General features: G+C 60.2%; 19 protein-coding genes. 3 read left to right on the top strand and 16 right to left on the bottom strand.

All coding sequences use genetic code 11. The features are described 5' to 3' along the window. On the top strand, nucleotides 1-484 hold a 484-nt coding region (locus tag HMPREF0178_RS16665; protein ID WP_039959272.1), incomplete at its 5' end, for a methyltransferase. Between the two features lie 187 nt (nucleotides 485-671). Here HMPREF0178_RS16665 and phnN read toward each other — a convergent pair. The 15 genes from phnN to HMPREF0178_RS16590 form a co-directional block, all read right to left on the bottom strand. Continuing rightward, nucleotides 672-1,241 carry a phosphonate metabolism protein/1,5-bisphosphokinase (PRPP-forming) PhnN gene (phnN, locus tag HMPREF0178_RS16660; RefSeq protein ID WP_009380943.1) on the bottom strand — a complete coding sequence of 190 codons (570 nt, stop codon included), beginning with the start codon at nucleotides 1,239-1,241 and terminating at the stop codon, nucleotides 672-674. After that, complete coding sequence (locus HMPREF0178_RS16655; protein WP_009380942.1) at nucleotides 1,241-2,380, bottom strand: alpha-D-ribose 1-methylphosphonate 5-triphosphate diphosphatase; 1,140 nt, start codon at nucleotides 2,378-2,380, stop codon at nucleotides 1,241-1,243. Before HMPREF0178_RS16655 ends, phnN begins: the two co-directional genes overlap by 1 nt. Before the next feature lie 25 nt (nucleotides 2,381-2,405). After that, nucleotides 2,406-3,095 carry a phosphonate C-P lyase system protein PhnL gene (gene phnL, locus HMPREF0178_RS16650; protein ID WP_009380941.1) on the bottom strand — a complete coding sequence of 230 codons (690 nt, stop codon included), beginning with the start codon at nucleotides 3,093-3,095 and terminating at the stop codon, nucleotides 2,406-2,408. Nucleotides 3,096-3,098: 3 nt separating this feature from the next. Beyond that, a complete protein-coding gene (gene phnK, locus HMPREF0178_RS16645; protein ID WP_009380940.1) occupies nucleotides 3,099-3,884 on the bottom strand; it encodes a phosphonate C-P lyase system protein PhnK in 786 nt (261 codons plus the stop codon). Then, nucleotides 3,881-4,765, bottom strand: a complete 885-nt coding sequence (locus tag HMPREF0178_RS16640) for an alpha-D-ribose 1-methylphosphonate 5-phosphate C-P-lyase PhnJ (RefSeq protein ID WP_009380939.1) — start codon at nucleotides 4,763-4,765, stop codon at nucleotides 3,881-3,883. Before HMPREF0178_RS16640 ends, phnK begins: the two co-directional genes overlap by 4 nt. Continuing rightward, on the bottom strand, nucleotides 4,766-5,875 hold the full coding sequence (locus tag HMPREF0178_RS16635; protein ID WP_009380938.1) for a carbon-phosphorus lyase complex subunit PhnI: 1,110 nt from the start codon (nucleotides 5,873-5,875) through the stop codon (nucleotides 4,766-4,768). It abuts the gene before it with no gap. Beyond that, nucleotides 5,866-6,468: a phosphonate C-P lyase system protein PhnH gene (gene phnH, locus HMPREF0178_RS16630; RefSeq protein ID WP_009380937.1), complete on the bottom strand. Its 603-nt coding sequence runs from the start codon at nucleotides 6,466-6,468 to the stop codon at nucleotides 5,866-5,868. The genes HMPREF0178_RS16635 and phnH overlap by 10 nt, the downstream gene beginning before the upstream one ends. Further along, nucleotides 6,468-6,911: a phosphonate C-P lyase system protein PhnG gene (gene phnG / locus HMPREF0178_RS16625; RefSeq protein WP_009380936.1), complete on the bottom strand. Its 444-nt coding sequence runs from the start codon at nucleotides 6,909-6,911 to the stop codon at nucleotides 6,468-6,470. The genes phnH and phnG overlap by 1 nt, the downstream gene beginning before the upstream one ends. After that, on the bottom strand, nucleotides 6,908-7,633 hold the full coding sequence (locus HMPREF0178_RS16620) for a DUF1045 domain-containing protein (RefSeq protein WP_009380935.1): 726 nt from the start codon (nucleotides 7,631-7,633) through the stop codon (nucleotides 6,908-6,910). The genes phnG and HMPREF0178_RS16620 overlap by 4 nt, the downstream gene beginning before the upstream one ends. After that, a complete protein-coding gene (gene phnE, locus HMPREF0178_RS16615; RefSeq protein WP_009380934.1) occupies nucleotides 7,633-8,424 on the bottom strand; it encodes a phosphonate ABC transporter, permease protein PhnE in 792 nt (263 codons plus the stop codon). The genes HMPREF0178_RS16620 and phnE overlap by 1 nt, the downstream gene beginning before the upstream one ends. A 78-nt stretch (nucleotides 8,425-8,502) precedes the next feature. After that, complete coding sequence (phnD, locus tag HMPREF0178_RS16610; RefSeq protein ID WP_009380933.1) at nucleotides 8,503-9,468, bottom strand: phosphonate ABC transporter substrate-binding protein; 966 nt, start codon at nucleotides 9,466-9,468, stop codon at nucleotides 8,503-8,505. A gap of 22 nt (nucleotides 9,469-9,490) precedes the next feature. After that, complete coding sequence (phnC, locus tag HMPREF0178_RS16605; RefSeq protein ID WP_009380932.1) at nucleotides 9,491-10,309, bottom strand: phosphonate ABC transporter ATP-binding protein; 819 nt, start codon at nucleotides 10,307-10,309, stop codon at nucleotides 9,491-9,493. Nucleotides 10,310-10,629: 320 nt separating this feature from the next. Next, on the bottom strand, nucleotides 10,630-11,862 hold the full coding sequence (locus HMPREF0178_RS16600; RefSeq protein WP_009380931.1) for an MFS transporter: 1,233 nt from the start codon (nucleotides 11,860-11,862) through the stop codon (nucleotides 10,630-10,632). A gap of 334 nt (nucleotides 11,863-12,196) precedes the next feature. Further along, on the bottom strand, nucleotides 12,197-12,817 hold the full coding sequence (locus tag HMPREF0178_RS16595) for a flavodoxin family protein (protein ID WP_009380929.1): 621 nt from the start codon (nucleotides 12,815-12,817) through the stop codon (nucleotides 12,197-12,199). Between the two features lie 52 nt (nucleotides 12,818-12,869). Next, nucleotides 12,870-13,313, bottom strand: coding sequence for a MarR family winged helix-turn-helix transcriptional regulator (locus HMPREF0178_RS16590; protein WP_009380927.1), 444 nt, complete (start codon nucleotides 13,311-13,313; stop codon nucleotides 12,870-12,872). 232 nt (nucleotides 13,314-13,545) lie between these two features. Here HMPREF0178_RS16590 and HMPREF0178_RS20625 point away from each other — a divergent pair, with 232 nt between their 5' ends. Then, nucleotides 13,546-13,878 (top strand): helix-turn-helix domain-containing protein, encoded by a 333-nt coding sequence (locus HMPREF0178_RS20625; RefSeq protein ID WP_009380925.1) that lies wholly within the window; start codon nucleotides 13,546-13,548, stop codon nucleotides 13,876-13,878. 332 nt (nucleotides 13,879-14,210) lie between these two features. Further along, nucleotides 14,211-15,437 (top strand): site-specific integrase, encoded by a 1,227-nt coding sequence (locus tag HMPREF0178_RS16580; protein WP_157134967.1) that lies wholly within the window; start codon nucleotides 14,211-14,213, stop codon nucleotides 15,435-15,437. Here HMPREF0178_RS16580 and HMPREF0178_RS21650 read toward each other — a convergent pair. Next, nucleotides 15,424-15,693 (bottom strand): hypothetical protein, encoded by a 270-nt coding sequence (locus HMPREF0178_RS21650; RefSeq protein WP_157134966.1) that lies wholly within the window; start codon nucleotides 15,691-15,693, stop codon nucleotides 15,424-15,426. The genes HMPREF0178_RS16580 and HMPREF0178_RS21650 overlap by 14 nt on opposite strands. Between the last annotated feature and the right edge of the window lie 3 nt (nucleotides 15,694-15,696).

The following is a 15,696-nucleotide window of genomic DNA, read 5'->3' as shown; positions in this document are numbered from 1 at the left end:
CATCCATTTCTGCCGCCACAATCCCGGCCTGAGCGCCACAGTCTTTGATCTTCCCACCACCCGCCCCTTTGCGGAACGCGTCATCGCCGACTCCGGCATGGCCGACCGGATATCCTTCGTAGGCGGGGATTTCACCACCGAAGACCTTCCCGGCGGATTCGACGTGGCGTGGCTCTCCCAGATCCTGCACGGCGCGGGCTTTGACGAGTCCGCCAATATTGTGCGGAAGGCCGCACAGTCGCTCGTTCCGGGCGGTCTTCTGCTCATTCAGGAATTTATTCTCGATGACAACCGCAGCGGCCCCCAGCATCCGGCGCTGTTCGATCTCAACATGCTTGTCGGAACACCTGACGGACAATCCTATACAAGGCAGGAGCTTGCCGGATTCATGCGGAACGCGGGGCTTGAAGACATCCGCCGCCTCCCGCTGGATCTTCCTCAGGGGTGCGGCATTATGGCCGGGACAGTGCCTGTGGGCGTATAAATTAAGAATGTGGGGGAGGAGGCCTTTTGAAAAAGGCCCCTCCCCCACGCCCCCACCCGCGAAAACTTCGACTGGTGGGGAGGTTGCACGAAGGGAGTTCCGTTGCATCAAAAAAAAGGAAGCTGCCGCTTCCTTTTCCGTCCGATAACAATATGAATTGCCGGGATAAGATTCCCGATCCGTTTTACTAACGAAAAGCCGCTTTTTCTTCAATCAACCGCGCAACCATCCGGTAGAAAACCTCCGTCGACTCCACCAGCGGGCCAGAGTTGTCGATACGGCGTACCCCGTCCGGATATTCGGCAGGCATCGAAGCCCGGGCGATGCGCTCTTCAATATCCGCGCCCTGCTCCCGGCCCCGCGCCAGCAGACGCGCCCGAAGTACGGAAGCGTCCACTTCCACGAGCACGGGGACAAGGCTGGGGAAACGGCGGAGCGCTTCGGGCAGGTACCCCCGTGAGCCGTTCATGAGCACCACATGCCCGTGAGCAAGCGTTGTTTCGATGCCTTTGCCGATGCCGTACCGGAGGCCGTGGCTTTGCCAGTCCATCACGAACTCCCCGGACGCCGCCATAGCCGCGAACCGTTCCGGGGAAACGGCGATATGGCGTTCGCCCTTAGCAGAGAGAGGCCGCGTGATGTATCGCCGGGCGAAGGCCACAGGGAGCCCCCGCAAACGGGGACGCAAGGCCTGCAGCAGGCTGTCCTTGCCCGAGCCTGAAGCGCCCATGACGTAAACAAGCTGGCCCTGCCGCATCAGAAAACCTCCGCGCCTTCCCGCCAGACATTCCGAACCACGGGCTGCCCCTCAACCATGCCCACGCGCACAAGATCCGCCCGCCGCCCCACTTCGAGGCTACCGCGATCCGTGAGGCCCACGGCTTCGGCGGGATTGGCGGTCACGAGCCCCACCGCAGCCGGAAGGGACATATACCCGCCCTCGCTCAAGGCAAAAGCCGCTTCAAGAAGGCTGACAGGCATATAGTCCGAGGAGAGGCTCCCCAGATACCCGGCCTGCGCGATCTCCAGCGCGGAGATATTCCCCGAGTGCGACCCGCCGCGCACCACGTTGGGCGCTCCCATGAGCACGAGCATACCGTTTTCGGAGGCATGGCGCGCCGCTTCCATCGTGGTGGGGAACTCGCTGATGGCGATGCCGTTATCGAGGGCTTCTTCGACGTGTTCCACAAGCGTGTCGTCGTGGCTCGCCATCGGCAGGCCCCGTTCCCTGCAGAAAGCCATGATGGACGCGGCATTGTCCTCCGCGCAGCCGTCGCGCGCGGTCTGAAGGCGCTCGACGACCTGCTCGAATTCCTCATCCGTCCACGAGGCGATGTTGCTGTAATAGGTACGGTAGGAAGAGGTATCGCGCCACTGCCGCTGCCCCGGCGTGTGGTCCATGAGCGAAACGAGGCTGAGCGCGGGCGTATCGGACAGCGGGAAGAAAAGATCCTGCATCCGGGGATCGGCCACTTCGCAGCGCAGGTGCAGCAGGTGTTCGGACCGGAGCTTCCCGGTGGAGCGGCAGCTGTTCAGCGCGCCCACGGCCTTGCCGAGCATGGCGATACGGCCCTTGTCGTGGTACTCGCCCACGGAAAGGGCATCAAAAACGGTCGTAATCCCGGACGCGACGATCTGGGCGTCGTGGGCGAAGAAGGCGGGCACGCCCTGAGGCCAGAGCACTTTGGGGCGCGGGATGAAATGCTTTTCAAGGTTGTCGGTATGGAGCTCCACAAGGCCGGGCATCAAATAGTCGCCTTCCAGATCGATGCGCTCCGCGAGCGAACTCGCGCCGTTGTCGAGAGAAACGATGTGCCCGTCGCGGACGACGAGAGTGCCTTCGACGACCGCGTCGGGCGTGATCAGCCTAGCGTTGGTGAATACGGTTTCGTTCATGGCTGTATGCTCTTGATGAAAAAGGTTACGGGCGTCTGACGGGAATAGTGCGGTCGGCCACGGCTTCGCGGGCCACGTCGTCGTGGAAAATGCCCACGATGGCGGCCCCGTCTCCGCGCGCCTCGCGGATCAGGTCGATGACCACCTGCCGGTTCGCGCCGTCCAGCGAGGCCGTGGGCTCGTCGAGCAGGAGAATGGGGGACGGGCGGATAAAGCCGCGCGCGATGTTCACCCGCTGTTGCTCGCCGCCGGAAAACGTAGCGGGCGCGATATGCCACAGGCGTTCGGGCAGGTTCAGCCGGGCAAGCAGCCCTTCGGCGCGGCGGCGGGCGGCGGCCTGCCCTTCGCCCGCCTCAAGCAGGGGTTCCGCGACCAGATCCAGCGTGCTCACGCGGGGGATGACCCGCAGGAACTGGCTGACGTAGCTGATGCAGCCCCGCCGCAGACGGATGACGGTCCGGGGATCGGCGCTGGTGATGTCCACATCCTCCCCGCCGCAGCGGACCCGGATGGAGCCGCCCGTGGGGAGGTAGTTGCCGTAAAGGGCGCGCAGGAGCGTGGACTTGCCCGCGCCGGACGGCCCGTGCAGGGCGACGCACTCGCCCGCATCCACGGAAAAGCTGATCCCGGAAAGGGCCTCGATCGCCACCCCGCCCTGCTGGTGCAGCACAAAGGTCTTGCTCAGGTTTCGGACTTCGATGATGGGAGTGTTCATGGCTTACCCTTGCAGGATGGAAGAGACGAGGAGTTGCGTGTAGGCGTGATGCGGATCGTCGAGCACCTGATCGGTGAGCCCCGTTTCCACGACCTCCCCCCGGTACATGACTATGAGCCGGTGCGAGAGCAGGCGGGCCACGGCGAGATCGTGGGTGACGAGGATGACCGCCAGATCCATGTCCAGCACGAGATGGCGCAACAGGTCGAGCAGGCGGGCCTGCACGGAGACGTCGAGGCCGCCGGTGGGCTCGTCCATGAACACCAGACGCGGCGACGTGACGAGGTTCCGGGCGATTTGCAGGCGCTGCTGCATTCCCCCGGAATAGAGGGCGGGCTTGTCGTCGATGCGCCCGGCGTCGATCTCCACACGCTCCAGCCATTGCAGGGCCCTGCCGCGCAGCATACCGTAATGTCGCGCGCCTTCGGCCATCAGCCGTTCGCCGATGTTCGCCCCGGCGCTGACCTGCATACGCAGGCCGTCCGAGGGTCGCTGGTGCACGAATCCGAGTTCGGAGCGCAGGAGGCGGCGCTTTTCGCCTTCCGGCAGCGCGTGGATGTTCCGCTCACGCCCGGCGGCGTCGCGGTAGGCGATCGTCCCGGAGGTCGGTTCCATGCGTCCCGAAAGCATGTTCAGGAGCGTGCTTTTGCCCGACCCGGATTCGCCCACGATGCCAAGCACTTCGCCGGGCCAGAGGTCGAAGGAGACGCCACGGCAGCCGATATGCTCCCCGTAACGGCGGGTCAGGTTCCGGGCCGACAGGATGGGGGCGGCGTTCCAGTCTTTCATTGTGCTCCTCCCTGCCCGTCCCGCACGGCGGCGCGGCGGGCGCAACAGTCGGTATCGGAACATACGAACATGCGGTTTCCCTGATCGTCGAGGATGACTTCGTCCAAATAAGTGTCCGTGGAGCCGCAGATGGCGCAGGCCTCGTTCCACGACTGCACGGTGAAGGGGTAATCCTCGAAATCGAGGCTTTCCACGTCGGTATACGGCGGAATGGCGTACAGCCGCTTTTCGCGCCCAGCCCCGAAGAGCTGCAACGCCGGGCACTGGTGCATCTTGGGGTTGTCGAAACGCGGGATGGGCGAAGGGCTCATGATGTACCGCCCGGCCACGCGCACGGGGTAATCGAAGCCCGTGGCGATGGTCCCGTGGCGCACAATGTCCTCGTACAGCTTGACGTTCATGATCCCGTATTCCTCCAGCGCGTGGAGGGTGCGGGTTTCCTGTTCGCTCGGTTCAAGCCAGCGCAGCGGCTCCGGCAGCGGCACCTGATACACCATGATCTGCGACTCGGTGAGCGGCTGTTCGGGGATGCGGTGGCGGGTCTGGATAATGGTGGCCTCGTCCGTATGGGTCGTGGTGGCGACGCCGGTGGTCTTACGGAAGAAATCCCGGATGGACACGGCGTTGGTGGTGTCGTCGGAGCCCTGATCGATGACCTTGAGCACGTCGTCCCTGCCGAGGATGCTCGCGGTAACCTGAATCCCGCCGGTCCCCCACCCGCAGGGCATGGGCATCTCGCGGCTGGCGAACGGCACCTGATAGCCGGGGATGGCCACGGCCTTGAGGAGCCCCCGCCGGATCATGCGTTTGGTCGTTTCGTCAAGATAGGCGAACGCATAGCCCTCAAGCGGCGCGTCCGCGCAAACGTCGGTCTGTGACATCTAGATATCCTTGTCGTTCTGCCGCTTGGCGCGCAAGCCGCGGATAAGGGAAAGATCGGCCTGAAAGTCCACGTAGTGCGGCAGCTTGATGTGCTGGACAAAGCCCGAGGCGTCCACGTTGTCGCCGTGCAGGAGCACGAATTCGGAGTTCTGCGCCGGGCCGACGACGGGTTCGTCTAGTTCCTTGGCGCGGAGGGCGCGATCCGTGATGGACATGGACAGCGCCTTGCGCTCGTTGTTGCCGAAAACCAGCCCGTAGCCCCGCGTGAAGCACGGCGGGCGGGCCGTCCCGGTGTAGCGGCTCACTGTTTCGCATTCGGTCAGCTCGATTTCGCCAATAACGACATCGAAGCCGAGCTCTTCGGAGAAAAAGGACACTTCCACCCATCCCCGGCGCAGTTCTCCGGTAAAGGGATGTACCGCACCGAAGCCGCGCTGCGTGGAGTAGGCCATGCCGAGCAGAAACCCTTCGTCGGCGCGGGCCAGCGCCTGAAGGCGCACGCCGCGATCCTCCGGGGCATCGGCGGGCAGTTCCAGAGGCTGGCGGGTGATGTCGCGGCAGGCATCGTCATCCGACGGCGCGGGCCGTTCGAGCAGCCCTTCCGCAACCAGCGCGTCGAGCGCACGCGGCAACGGCCCGCCGAGCGGGGAATCCGTATCAGGTTCTACTGGAAGAGGAGAAGATTCGGCGGCTCCGGCTTCAGCGCGGGAGAGGGTGCGATCCAGCAGGCGGTGCGTATAGTCGAACGTCGCACCAAGGATCTGCCCGCCGGGGAGATCCTTCCACGTGGCGGAAATGCGCCGCAGCACGCGCATGGCTGACGTGTCCACGGCAAGCGAACTGCCGAACCGGGGAAGCGTGGTCCGGTAGGCGCGGACGAGGAATACGGCTTCGAGCAAATCGCCCTGCGCCTGCTTGATGGCCAGCGCGGCGAGATCCCGGTCGTACAGGGAGCCTTCGGCCATGACCCGGTCCACGGCAAGCCGCAACTGCCCGATCAGCTGTTCGATCCCCAAATCGGGGACGGAGGGGTCGCCCCGCCCTTCCCGGCGAAGGAGTTCGTGGGCGGCGGAAATGGCCTTTTCCCCACCTTTGACCGCTACATACATGACGCACTCTCCTGAGGCAGACGTTCAAGGTGCGTGGTGCGCGGCAGACCGGCCACGCCGTCGGTGCCGCACAGCAGCATGTCCACGCCGAGCGGGAAGCCCGACGTGTTCTCGCGCCACCGTTCCGCAAAATCTTCGGGCAACGTGCAGGTGAAGGTACGTTCCCCGCAGATGCCGGGGCCGGAACCACGGAAACGGGTTCCCGCATCAAAGGCCAGACCGGCAAGCAGGACGGTTGCGGAACGGTCGGGATAGGCGGGAACGCCCTGCGCGAAAGCGGACAGGGGCGGCAGTTCGGCAACGTCCGCCACCAGCGCGAAGGCCGCCTTGTCCGCCTCTTCGACGATCGGACAACCGCAGTGGAAACGGAGCCACGTTGTCGTTCCATCCTTCCGCAGGCCCGGAGAGAGCCAGAGCGGAGATTCGCCGTCGCACAGGGTCAGGGCAAGATCCGCCAGTACGGGCGAAAGGCCGTCCGGCACGGACTGCGGGAATACGGGCAGGCGGCAAAGCCGCGCGGGACGGGACATGGCGTCGAGCACAACGCGGAACACCCGCTGCATATCGAATACGGGCTGAGAAAAGGCCGACATCAGTCTTCTCCTCGGACAAGCGTAAAGAAATCAACACGGGTAGGCTCGACGGCGGCGGCATCCTCCCGCACCCGGCGGGCGCGTTCCGCTTCCAGCTCGGGGAGCAGTTCCCGATCAAGGGCTTCCGCATAACCCTCCCGCTGCCAGAGGGCATCGTACAGGGCGGCAAGTTCGGCGCGGCGGGCATCCTCGCCCAGAACCCACGCATACCCGAGGCAGCCGTCCTTCAACGAGACCACGCAGCGCGTCGCAAGCGCTTCGCTCACATTGAAGGCATCGCCGGTGTTGCCCACGCGGCCCCGGATCATGACCAGCCCGGTTTCCGGCCCGCGGACTACCTCGTAATCCGGCGGCGTAATGGCGGAGAGCCCCGCTTCGAGACGCTCCACGGATGCGAGGGCCAACAGCCGCATCCTTTCTTGTCGAACGGTGAGAGACATCATGCTTTTTCCCGTGCAGTCTGTACGTTGGCGAACAGAAGCCGCGCCACGGCGGAAAAGGGCCGGTTGCGGTTTTCCTGTTTGAAAAGGGTCAGGGCATCAATACGAAGCGGAGCGTCCAGCACGCCTTCCAGCGCCTTGCGCAGGCCCGCGCCCACAAGCGCACGCAATCCCGCGTCAGCAATGCCGTCGGTCAGCGTGATGTGGAACTGGAACGAATCAAGGACGCGGTGGTAGCCCCACATATACAGGTTGCTGCGTTCCTCAAGGGACAGATGGCCGCGCCGGGCCACATCCTCGGTTTTCAGGGGAGCCCGGAAAGCATCCAGATCCATCACACAGGCGCGCTCCAGAAAGGACAGCAGAGAGCATTTCGTCGAGGGAACGAGCGCGTAAAAGCCTTTTTCCTCCTTGCCCAGATAGGCGAGGGACAGAGACGGAATTTCAAAGGGAAGGAAGCGGGACGCCACTTCACCCGTGGAGCGCAACAGCTGGCTGTCCATCCCCGAATGGCGGAGTTCGAAGGGGGCCTTGAGCGTCGCGTGCAATCCGTAATGGGCGGGAACGCGGGTGATCCCCTTCCAGAAAACGGGATTCACACCCGGAGGCGTCGCCTGCGGCACATTCAGGCCCCCGAGGGCATCACGCCCCAGCAGCGGGGTCACCGCCTGATGCAGGGCATCGCCCGCCGAAGGCGCGTAGTACACGGCATAGCGGGCGGGCATTACAGCACCCTCTTCCGCAGCTGCTGCGAGAGCATGTCGAAGACCACCACGACCAGCACGATGAGGGCCATGACGGCGCAGGTCTGCTCGAAAGCGAAGCTGCGGATCAGCTCCCACAGCACCATGCCGATGCCGCCCGCGCCGACCATGCCCACGACGGTGGCGGAGCGCACGTTGGACTCGAAGCGGTACAGCGAATAGGAGATCCACAGTGGGAAAACCTGCGGGATGACGCCGTATACGACTTCCTCAAGGAAGGAGGCCCCCGTGGAGCGCACGCCTTCGACCGGGCTCGGCTCTATGGCTTCCACGGCCTCGGAGAACAGCTTGGCGAGGACGCCCGTGGTGTGTACCCACAGAGCCAGCACGCCCGCGAAGGGGCCAAGGCCCACGGCGACCACGAACAGCATGGCAAACACCATTTCATTGATGGCACGGGCGGCGTCCATGAGGCGGCGCACGGGATGGTAGACCCACCACGGCACGATGTTGTCGGAAGACAGGATGCCGAGCGGCACGGCGCAGACCACGGCGAGCAGCGTGCCCCAGATGGCGACTTGCAGGGTGACGACCATTTCCGTGGCGTACAGCCGCCAGTCCGTGAAGTCGGGCGGGAAGAAATCCTTGATCAGCGTGAGGATATTGCCCGACTCGGTAATCAGGGTCATGGGGCGCATTTCCGCCCCCCGCCACGACCAGACGAGAAACGCCAGCGCGACGGCCCAACCCACGAGGCGCAGCAGTTCCATAGGGCGCTTGCGCGGAGGGGACAGAACAAATTCGGAACTCATGGCAATCCTTTCGGAAAACCGGCGGTACGGGCCCGCCGGGAAAAAGCGGCGCGGGAACCTCCGCGCCGCCGAAGCGTATTACAGGGACAGCTTGTCGAGGGCTTCGTCAATCTTCTTGATGCGCTCGGCCTTTTCCGCCGCAGGCATCTCGGCATTGGCCTCCAGCCTGCTCTTTTCGCGGAACAGTTCGAGCTGACGGAGAGGAACCAGCTGGGCGTTGGTCGAGGGCTTGAACGGCCCCCACTGGAGCTTTTCGAGGATGGCCTTGGCGTGGGCCACATCACCCTTCACGCCGTACCCGAAGATGAAATCGGCGATCTTCTTTTTCGTGCTTTCGGGAAGGCTGTTGCGCCACACCAGCGGATCGCTCGGGATGAGCGGCGAGCGCCAGATTTCGCGGATCTGCGCGGCCTTTTCAGGGTGGGCGATTTCGAGACGGCCGATGGCTTCGTTGTTGCAGGTCGCCACGTCCACCTGCCTGTTGGCGACGGCGAGCGCGTTGGATTCATGGTTGGCGGCAACCACGTTCTTGAAAATTTTCTTCGGGTCGACGTTGTTCTTGGCGAACACGTAGTAGCCGGGCACGAGGAACCCGGAGGTGGAGTTGGGATCGCCGTTGCTGAAACGAAGCTCAGCCGCGTTCTTGAGCACGTCGTCCACGCTCTTGAGCGGACTCTCCTTGTTCACCACAAGCAGGGAGTAGTAGCCGTCCGTACCGTCCGCCGCCGTAGTCTGGGCGAAAACGGAACCGTCCGAACGGTCCACCATCTGGATGGCGCCCTTGTTGCCGATCCAGCAGAGATCGACCTTTTTGAAGCGCATCCCCTCAATAATCCCGGCGTAGTCCGAAGCGAAGAACGCCTTGACCTTGAAGCCGGTGGCCTTTTCCATGTCGGCGAGGAAGGGGTCCCACAATTGCTTGAGGTTCTGGGAGGATTCCGTGGAGATGATGCCGAAGTTCAGGACTTCCGCAGCGTTGGCACAAACGGAACCGCCAAGGACGACGGCCGCCGCCGCAACGGCGATGAGGAAACGTGAAAACATGGCAAATCCTTGTAGTTGAGGGTTAGGCCACTCGAACCTGCGTCAGGGGCGGATTCCGCCGGATGTCGCTTTCCGGGCGGGCGAACAGGGAGTCGCATTCCGTACCGTAGAGGCGCTTGAGGAAGGCGGGGGTCAGTTCCGCACTCGGCCCGTCGTACACGACCCGGCCATGCTTCAAGGCGATGGTGCGGGGGCAGAAGGACAGCGCGTAGTCGACCTGATGCAGGGTCACGAGCACGGTGAGCCCGTCCTTCTGGTTCAGATCGCGCAGCGTTTCCATAACGTTGCGGGACGATTCCGGATCAAGCGAGGCAATGGGCTCGTCCGCCAGCAGGACGCGGGCGCGCTGCACAAGGGCGCGGGCAATGGCGGCGCGCTGCTGCTGCCCGCCGGAGAGGTTGGAAGTGCGCTGATGCGCCTTTTCCATGATGCCGACGCGGGCCAGCGCCTTGTAGGCAAGCCGGGCGTCCTCTTCATGGAAGAAGCCCAGCAGGCTGCGCCACAGCGCCGTGCGCGACAGCGCGCCGAGCATGACGTTGCGCAACACGGACATGCGATCCACCAGATTGAACTGCTGGAAGACCATGCCGATTTCCGCCCGCATGGTTCGGATGTCGCGGCTGATCACGCCCCTGTCCTGAATGAGGTGCTGCGCGACCTCGATCCGCCCGCCGTCGGCGTCGCCGGGCATGAGCCCCGCGATATGGCGCATCAGGGTCGATTTTCCGGAACCGGACGAGCCGATGAGCGCGACCATTTCGCCGGGCTTGATGTGCAGGCTGACCCGGTCAAGCCCCTTTCCGCCTGAAAATGTTTTGCTGAGAGTATCTATGTGGATCATGTTGAACTCCTCACTTGTCGTTGGGCGCATAGTGGAGGAGCCGTGTGACGCGGGCGTGTCCGCTTTTTGTCGATCGTGGAGAAAAGAAGAGGCGGTTGTGCGGAGATTATGCTACAAAGCAGAAAAAAGATAATAAATCCCAAATAATAACAATGTACGAGTCCCAAATACATACAAAAAAATCCCGCTCCGGACAAACCGGAAGCGGGATTGTAGATTATTGATAGGCAGTGGGAGCTATAGGCAAGAAAGGGATTTCACGGGAAGCACCGAGCCCCAAGACAATGAAAACGGCCGCGCGCCGGAAGGCGTATTTCCCGTCAGGCGGAGCGCCGGACAAAGGGTCTGAGCAGCGGAGCCGACCAGTACCACTTCACGGCAAGGATCAGCAGAAGGACCGCCGTGCCCGCATAAGCCGTATCCATCCCCCACATGTCATTGAGCATGTAGGCGAGGATCGGCCCGATCGCCGCACCGAGATCCACGGCGAACGAGTACCACATCATGAATACCCGCCCTCCCCGTACGGAAGCCGTATCCGAAGCCACGGAATCGGCTATCGTGGTCAGTGACGTCCCCGTAAGCTGGATGCCGATCAACGCAAGGAGCCACAAAGGCAGGGGCAGGCTCAAGGCGACGATCCCGAACACGACCACCCCGAACGCCAGCGAGACAACCATCATGGATTGCCGACCGAAGCGGCGATCGGACAATACGCCGATCCCCGGAGCCAGCCACGGCTCCCACCCCCAGCGGATGGCTTGCAGGACACCCCCGAGCGTTGCCGCGCCCACGGCCACCCCGCCGAGCAGGGTAACGCTGCTCCCGAAATGGATACGGATGAGCTCGCTGAGCGTGGAGGCGTACAGGCCTTGATAGATAAGCGCCACGACAAGCCCCGTCGCCATGACCCACAGGACCGTGCCGTCTTTCCACAGCCACGTCAAAGGCCGCTCCTCGGCTTGCGTTCCGGCCGGGACGCCGCTGTTTCCGCGCGGCACATAGATGAGCCCGAGAACAATGGTCACGGCGGTACACGCGCCGAACAACATGCACGTCACGGAAAAACCGAGCCAGTCCGCGAAAATCCCGCCGAGGAGCATCCCCGCCAGACTGCCGATCCGGTACAGGCCGTTATACAACCCCATGAAATAGCCGCGATTATCGTCGGACGATACATTCAGGATGCAATAGAAGCCGCCAAGCCGCAACAGTGTCCATGCGATACCCCACAGGCAGCGCAGAAGAAGCCAGACGGCAAAGCCGTCCGCAAAGGCGTAACTGAAGGTGGTGATGGTGGCGAGTACCGTGGCGATGAAAATGCCGGTCCGATCACTGATATGGCGGTACAGCCAGCCCACTATCGGATTGAGCGGGAGCCGCACCAGCCGGTTGACCGACAGGATAATCCCCACTTCCCATAAGGAGGACAGCCCGGCCTGGGCGAAACAGATGGGCAGCACGATGTACAGCATCGAGTCGCCGATCAAACAGGCCGCCGTGATCAATGAAATAACGATGACCTGCCGAGAAGCGCGTTCTTTCTCCGCCATGTGCCGCCCCTTTCCCTCTTGTCCCGGGCGGTTCCCCTTGGGGAACCTATCATACCGGCATTGTCACAGAATCGTAACGTTGACGTGTTAGAATCCAGTAGCGCTCTTTTTCCCAGACGGCAAACGATATCTTGAGAAGCGATCCAATCCGCCTCGCCATTTGTCCGCTCTACTCCCGAAAAATCATCATCCCACAGAGAATTCTATTCCAGCCGGGAGCCACAAAAGCATATCTCTGTTTCGTTTTCATGACGGCAGAGCCCGCACTCCGAGGAATGCGGGCCCGTATCAAAGATCCGCTTGCGCGAACCCGTCGTCGTGTTTGCGGTTAAGCCTAACGGATGAAATTCGTGGGTGTCCACGGCTCCCGCACCGGATAGGGCACGGTCCCCTTGGCGGCCTCAATGCACTTGAGCAGCCACGCCATGTTGTCGCCCAGCGTCCGCATGATCTGCAACCCCTCCTTGTCCTGCCTCACTTCCTCCGGTGTGTTGCCGTGCACGGAGTTCCAGTACTGCGAGGACACGATGGGCATACAGGAAATGGTAAAATATTTGTTCAGGCGATCAAAAGCCGCGCTGGCCCCGCCACGGCGGCAGCTGACCACGGCGGCAGCGGGCTTGTAGGCATAGGCTCCGCTTTTCATATAGAACAGGCGGTCCAAGAAAGCGCACAGCGCGCCGTTGGGAGCCGCATAGTAGACGGGCGAGCCCACGACAAGGCCATCCGCCGCCTTCAAGAGCCCTGAGCATTCGTTGACCGGATCGTCGTCAAACACGCACAGCCCGGTTTCCCGGCAAGCGCCGCACGCGATACAGCCCCGAATGGGCTTCGAGCCGATGTGCACGATATTCGATCCGATGCCGTTTTTCTCAAGCTGTCCTGCCACTTCGCTGAGAGCGGTGTAGGTGCAGCCCTTCTTGTGCGGGCTGCCGTTGATAAGCAGTACGTTCATAAAAAGCCTCCTTTATCCTTTATTGAGGATGTACATGGAGCAGGAAAAACCTTCATTCGCTGGAGAAATCGCTCAGAACCTGAAGCAGGGAGCACAGATTGCCCAGTCTGTCGTCGCCGAGGTATTCCCTGATTTCCCGTTGCGCCTCTTCCCACAGGGGAAAGGCTTCCTCCAGCTTGGCCTGCCCTTCTGGCGTCAGTTCCACCACCTTCTTCCGGGCATCGTCAGGATGCACGCCAACGGCAACAAACCCCGCCCGCTCCAACAGCCCGATATTCCGGGTCGCCGTGGTCTGATCCATGCACAGCACCTTGCCGATATCCGTGATGAACGGCCGACGCATACAGGCGATCCGTTTCAGCAGCGCAAACTGTGTTCCCCGGATACCCACGGGACGCAGGCAGCGATCGTAAATCTGCGTAACAACACGCCCGGCTTTGCGGAGCTGCATACAGACGCAGACAGGAGAAGCGTATTCCTTCGTGAGGGACTCCATAGAAACTCCATGTATATGCATGAAAATAGCCCGATCCTGAAAAGCCGTCAATCCTTTGAGAAGCTTCTCAGGAGAAGAATTGAAACTGACTTTCCCGGCAAGACAAAACTCAAGAACGGTATAGCATGAATGAGAGAATAAAATGTATATTTTCTATTTTTGACTGTTAAATCTAGTATAGTTGCTAACAATCTTATCAGGTCAAGGCTATTCTCCTCCATTGGAGGAGCCTATGGGTAACTGTCAAAAATCTTTTGGGATAACGATTCGTTTGCTGCGCCTCTCACGAAAATTGAAACAAGAACAATTAGCGGAAAAATCCGGTTTGTCCTTGCGGCACATCAAATCTATCGAACGAGGACTCAGCGATCCGACTTTATCAACCTTGAAAAAAATAGCTTCTGCATTGTCTCTTCGTGTGAAAGAATTGTTCGCGCTTGAGGAGATTAGACGCTCTCCGAAAGGCATCAGGAAAGTTCTGCTTGCACAGTTGGAAAACTGTAACGATAGCGATCTACTTCGATTCTATGCTTGCAACAAGATTCTTTTGTCCAAGTACGAGTAAGATACTTTCCAATCAAAACCGATTCGTTGCACATCTCTTGCTCGCCTTGAGCAATAGCCCCTACCCAAGAGGCTGCGTCGAGCCATTCTTCCTGAAGAGAACTTACGGAGAATACAAAAAAACGGGCCGACAGATTGCTCTGTCAGCCCGCTTGCTTTCTTATGGTGCCGAAGGGGAGACTCGAACTCCCATGAAGGAACCTTCACTAGACCCTGAATCTGATTCAAAAGTTCCCTCAATTTCCTAGGGATAGTAATTTCAATATGATAGAGCATGGTAATGTTCCCTGGGTAGCCCTTGTCTTCCCCCAAAAGTGGGGGCATAGTGGGGGCATGAAAAAACTTAAAGTCAAAACTCAGTATCCTGGAGTGCGTTACTACGAGCACCCTACCCGTAAACAACGTAACGGGCAACCAGATCGTTATTACTCCATCCGCTATAAAAAAGACGGTCGCACTATCGAAGAAGGCATGGGATGGGCGACCGAACAATGGAACGCAGAAAAAGCCCATAACATACTGAACAAACTCAAAGAAAACAGAAAAATCGGTAGTGGACCTCAGAGTCTTTCTGAAATGCGGCAAAAAATTGTCGCCGAACGAGCCGCCGCTGAACAGGAAGCCTCCGAAGAGAGCGCCTCCAGTATGTCCTTCCAGGACTTCTTTGAACGATTTTATATGCCTGAAGCCAAACGAACCAAGCGGAGCTGGCTGACTGACGAGCAGCGCTTCAACAAGGTTATTAAACCAGCTATCGGCATGAAGCCCCTTTCTGCCATCATGCGGGAAGATGTTCAAGCTATTATTGATGGCCTGGTCGCGGCTGGAGCGGCTCCAGCCACGATAAAGCAGTATCGCAGTATTATCAGCTATACCTTTACTCAGGCCAGTCTTATGAAGCTGGAGGGAACAATCATTTTCAAAGGTCAAAACCCTGCTATTGGCGTCAAGGTTCCCCCTATCACAAATGCTCGTGAGCGTTTTTTGACTGCCAACGAGGCAAAAGCCTTGATAAATGCAGCCAAGAAACTGCCGAACCAGGACTTGCATGACTGTATTGTTCTCTCGCTGAATACCGGATTGCGGCTTGGGGAGCTTCAACGCCTTGAATGGCCGGACGTGGATTTGACGTATGCCATGCTCACGGTGCGCGATGAAGCACACCGCAAGCCGGGCGGCAAAGTACCATTGAACAATACTGCGTTGAAAATTTTTAAAAAACGTCATGATGCTAGACAAATAGTTCCATCTATGAATATGGTTTTCCCACCGATTGAGGGCTGTACAGCTCGTACTAATTTTTCTCACGCATTTAAGGCTCTTGCAGATTCTATTGGGCTCAATGACGGTATCAAGCCTGATGACCGAGCACGGCGAATTGTATTCCATAGTCTTCGGCATACCTTCGCAAGTTGGTTGGCGTGTAATGGCGAAGATATATACCGCATTCAACGATTGATGCGGCATAAAAGTATTACGATGACCATGCGCTATGCTCATTTGATACCGGACGCCACACGAGCCGCTGTTCACAACCTAAAGCCTCCTAAAGCTCTGTGATATTATTTTTAAGTCTTGATATGCCCATAGTGTTGATTAACCAGGTTAGTAATGATTCTGTGGGGTAGACGACGCTTCGCCCTACCTGGAAAGCTCCAATAGGGCCTTCACCAGAGGCGTCAGCATTAGCAAGTGTTTTCGACTTTATTATGCCGCCCAGCTGACGTTCTACATCTTTGCGGGCTATGATTGGTGGAAGTTTTGACAACAGCAATTGGCGAAATTCTTCTTCTGGTCGCAAAACAGTCTTTGGCATGAC

This window comes from Bilophila sp. 4_1_30 (genome assembly GCF_000224655.1).
Taxonomy (GTDB): Bacteria; Desulfobacterota; Desulfovibrionia; order Desulfovibrionales; family Desulfovibrionaceae; genus Bilophila; species Bilophila wadsworthia.
This window is presented reverse-complemented; position numbering and strand designations above follow the sequence as displayed.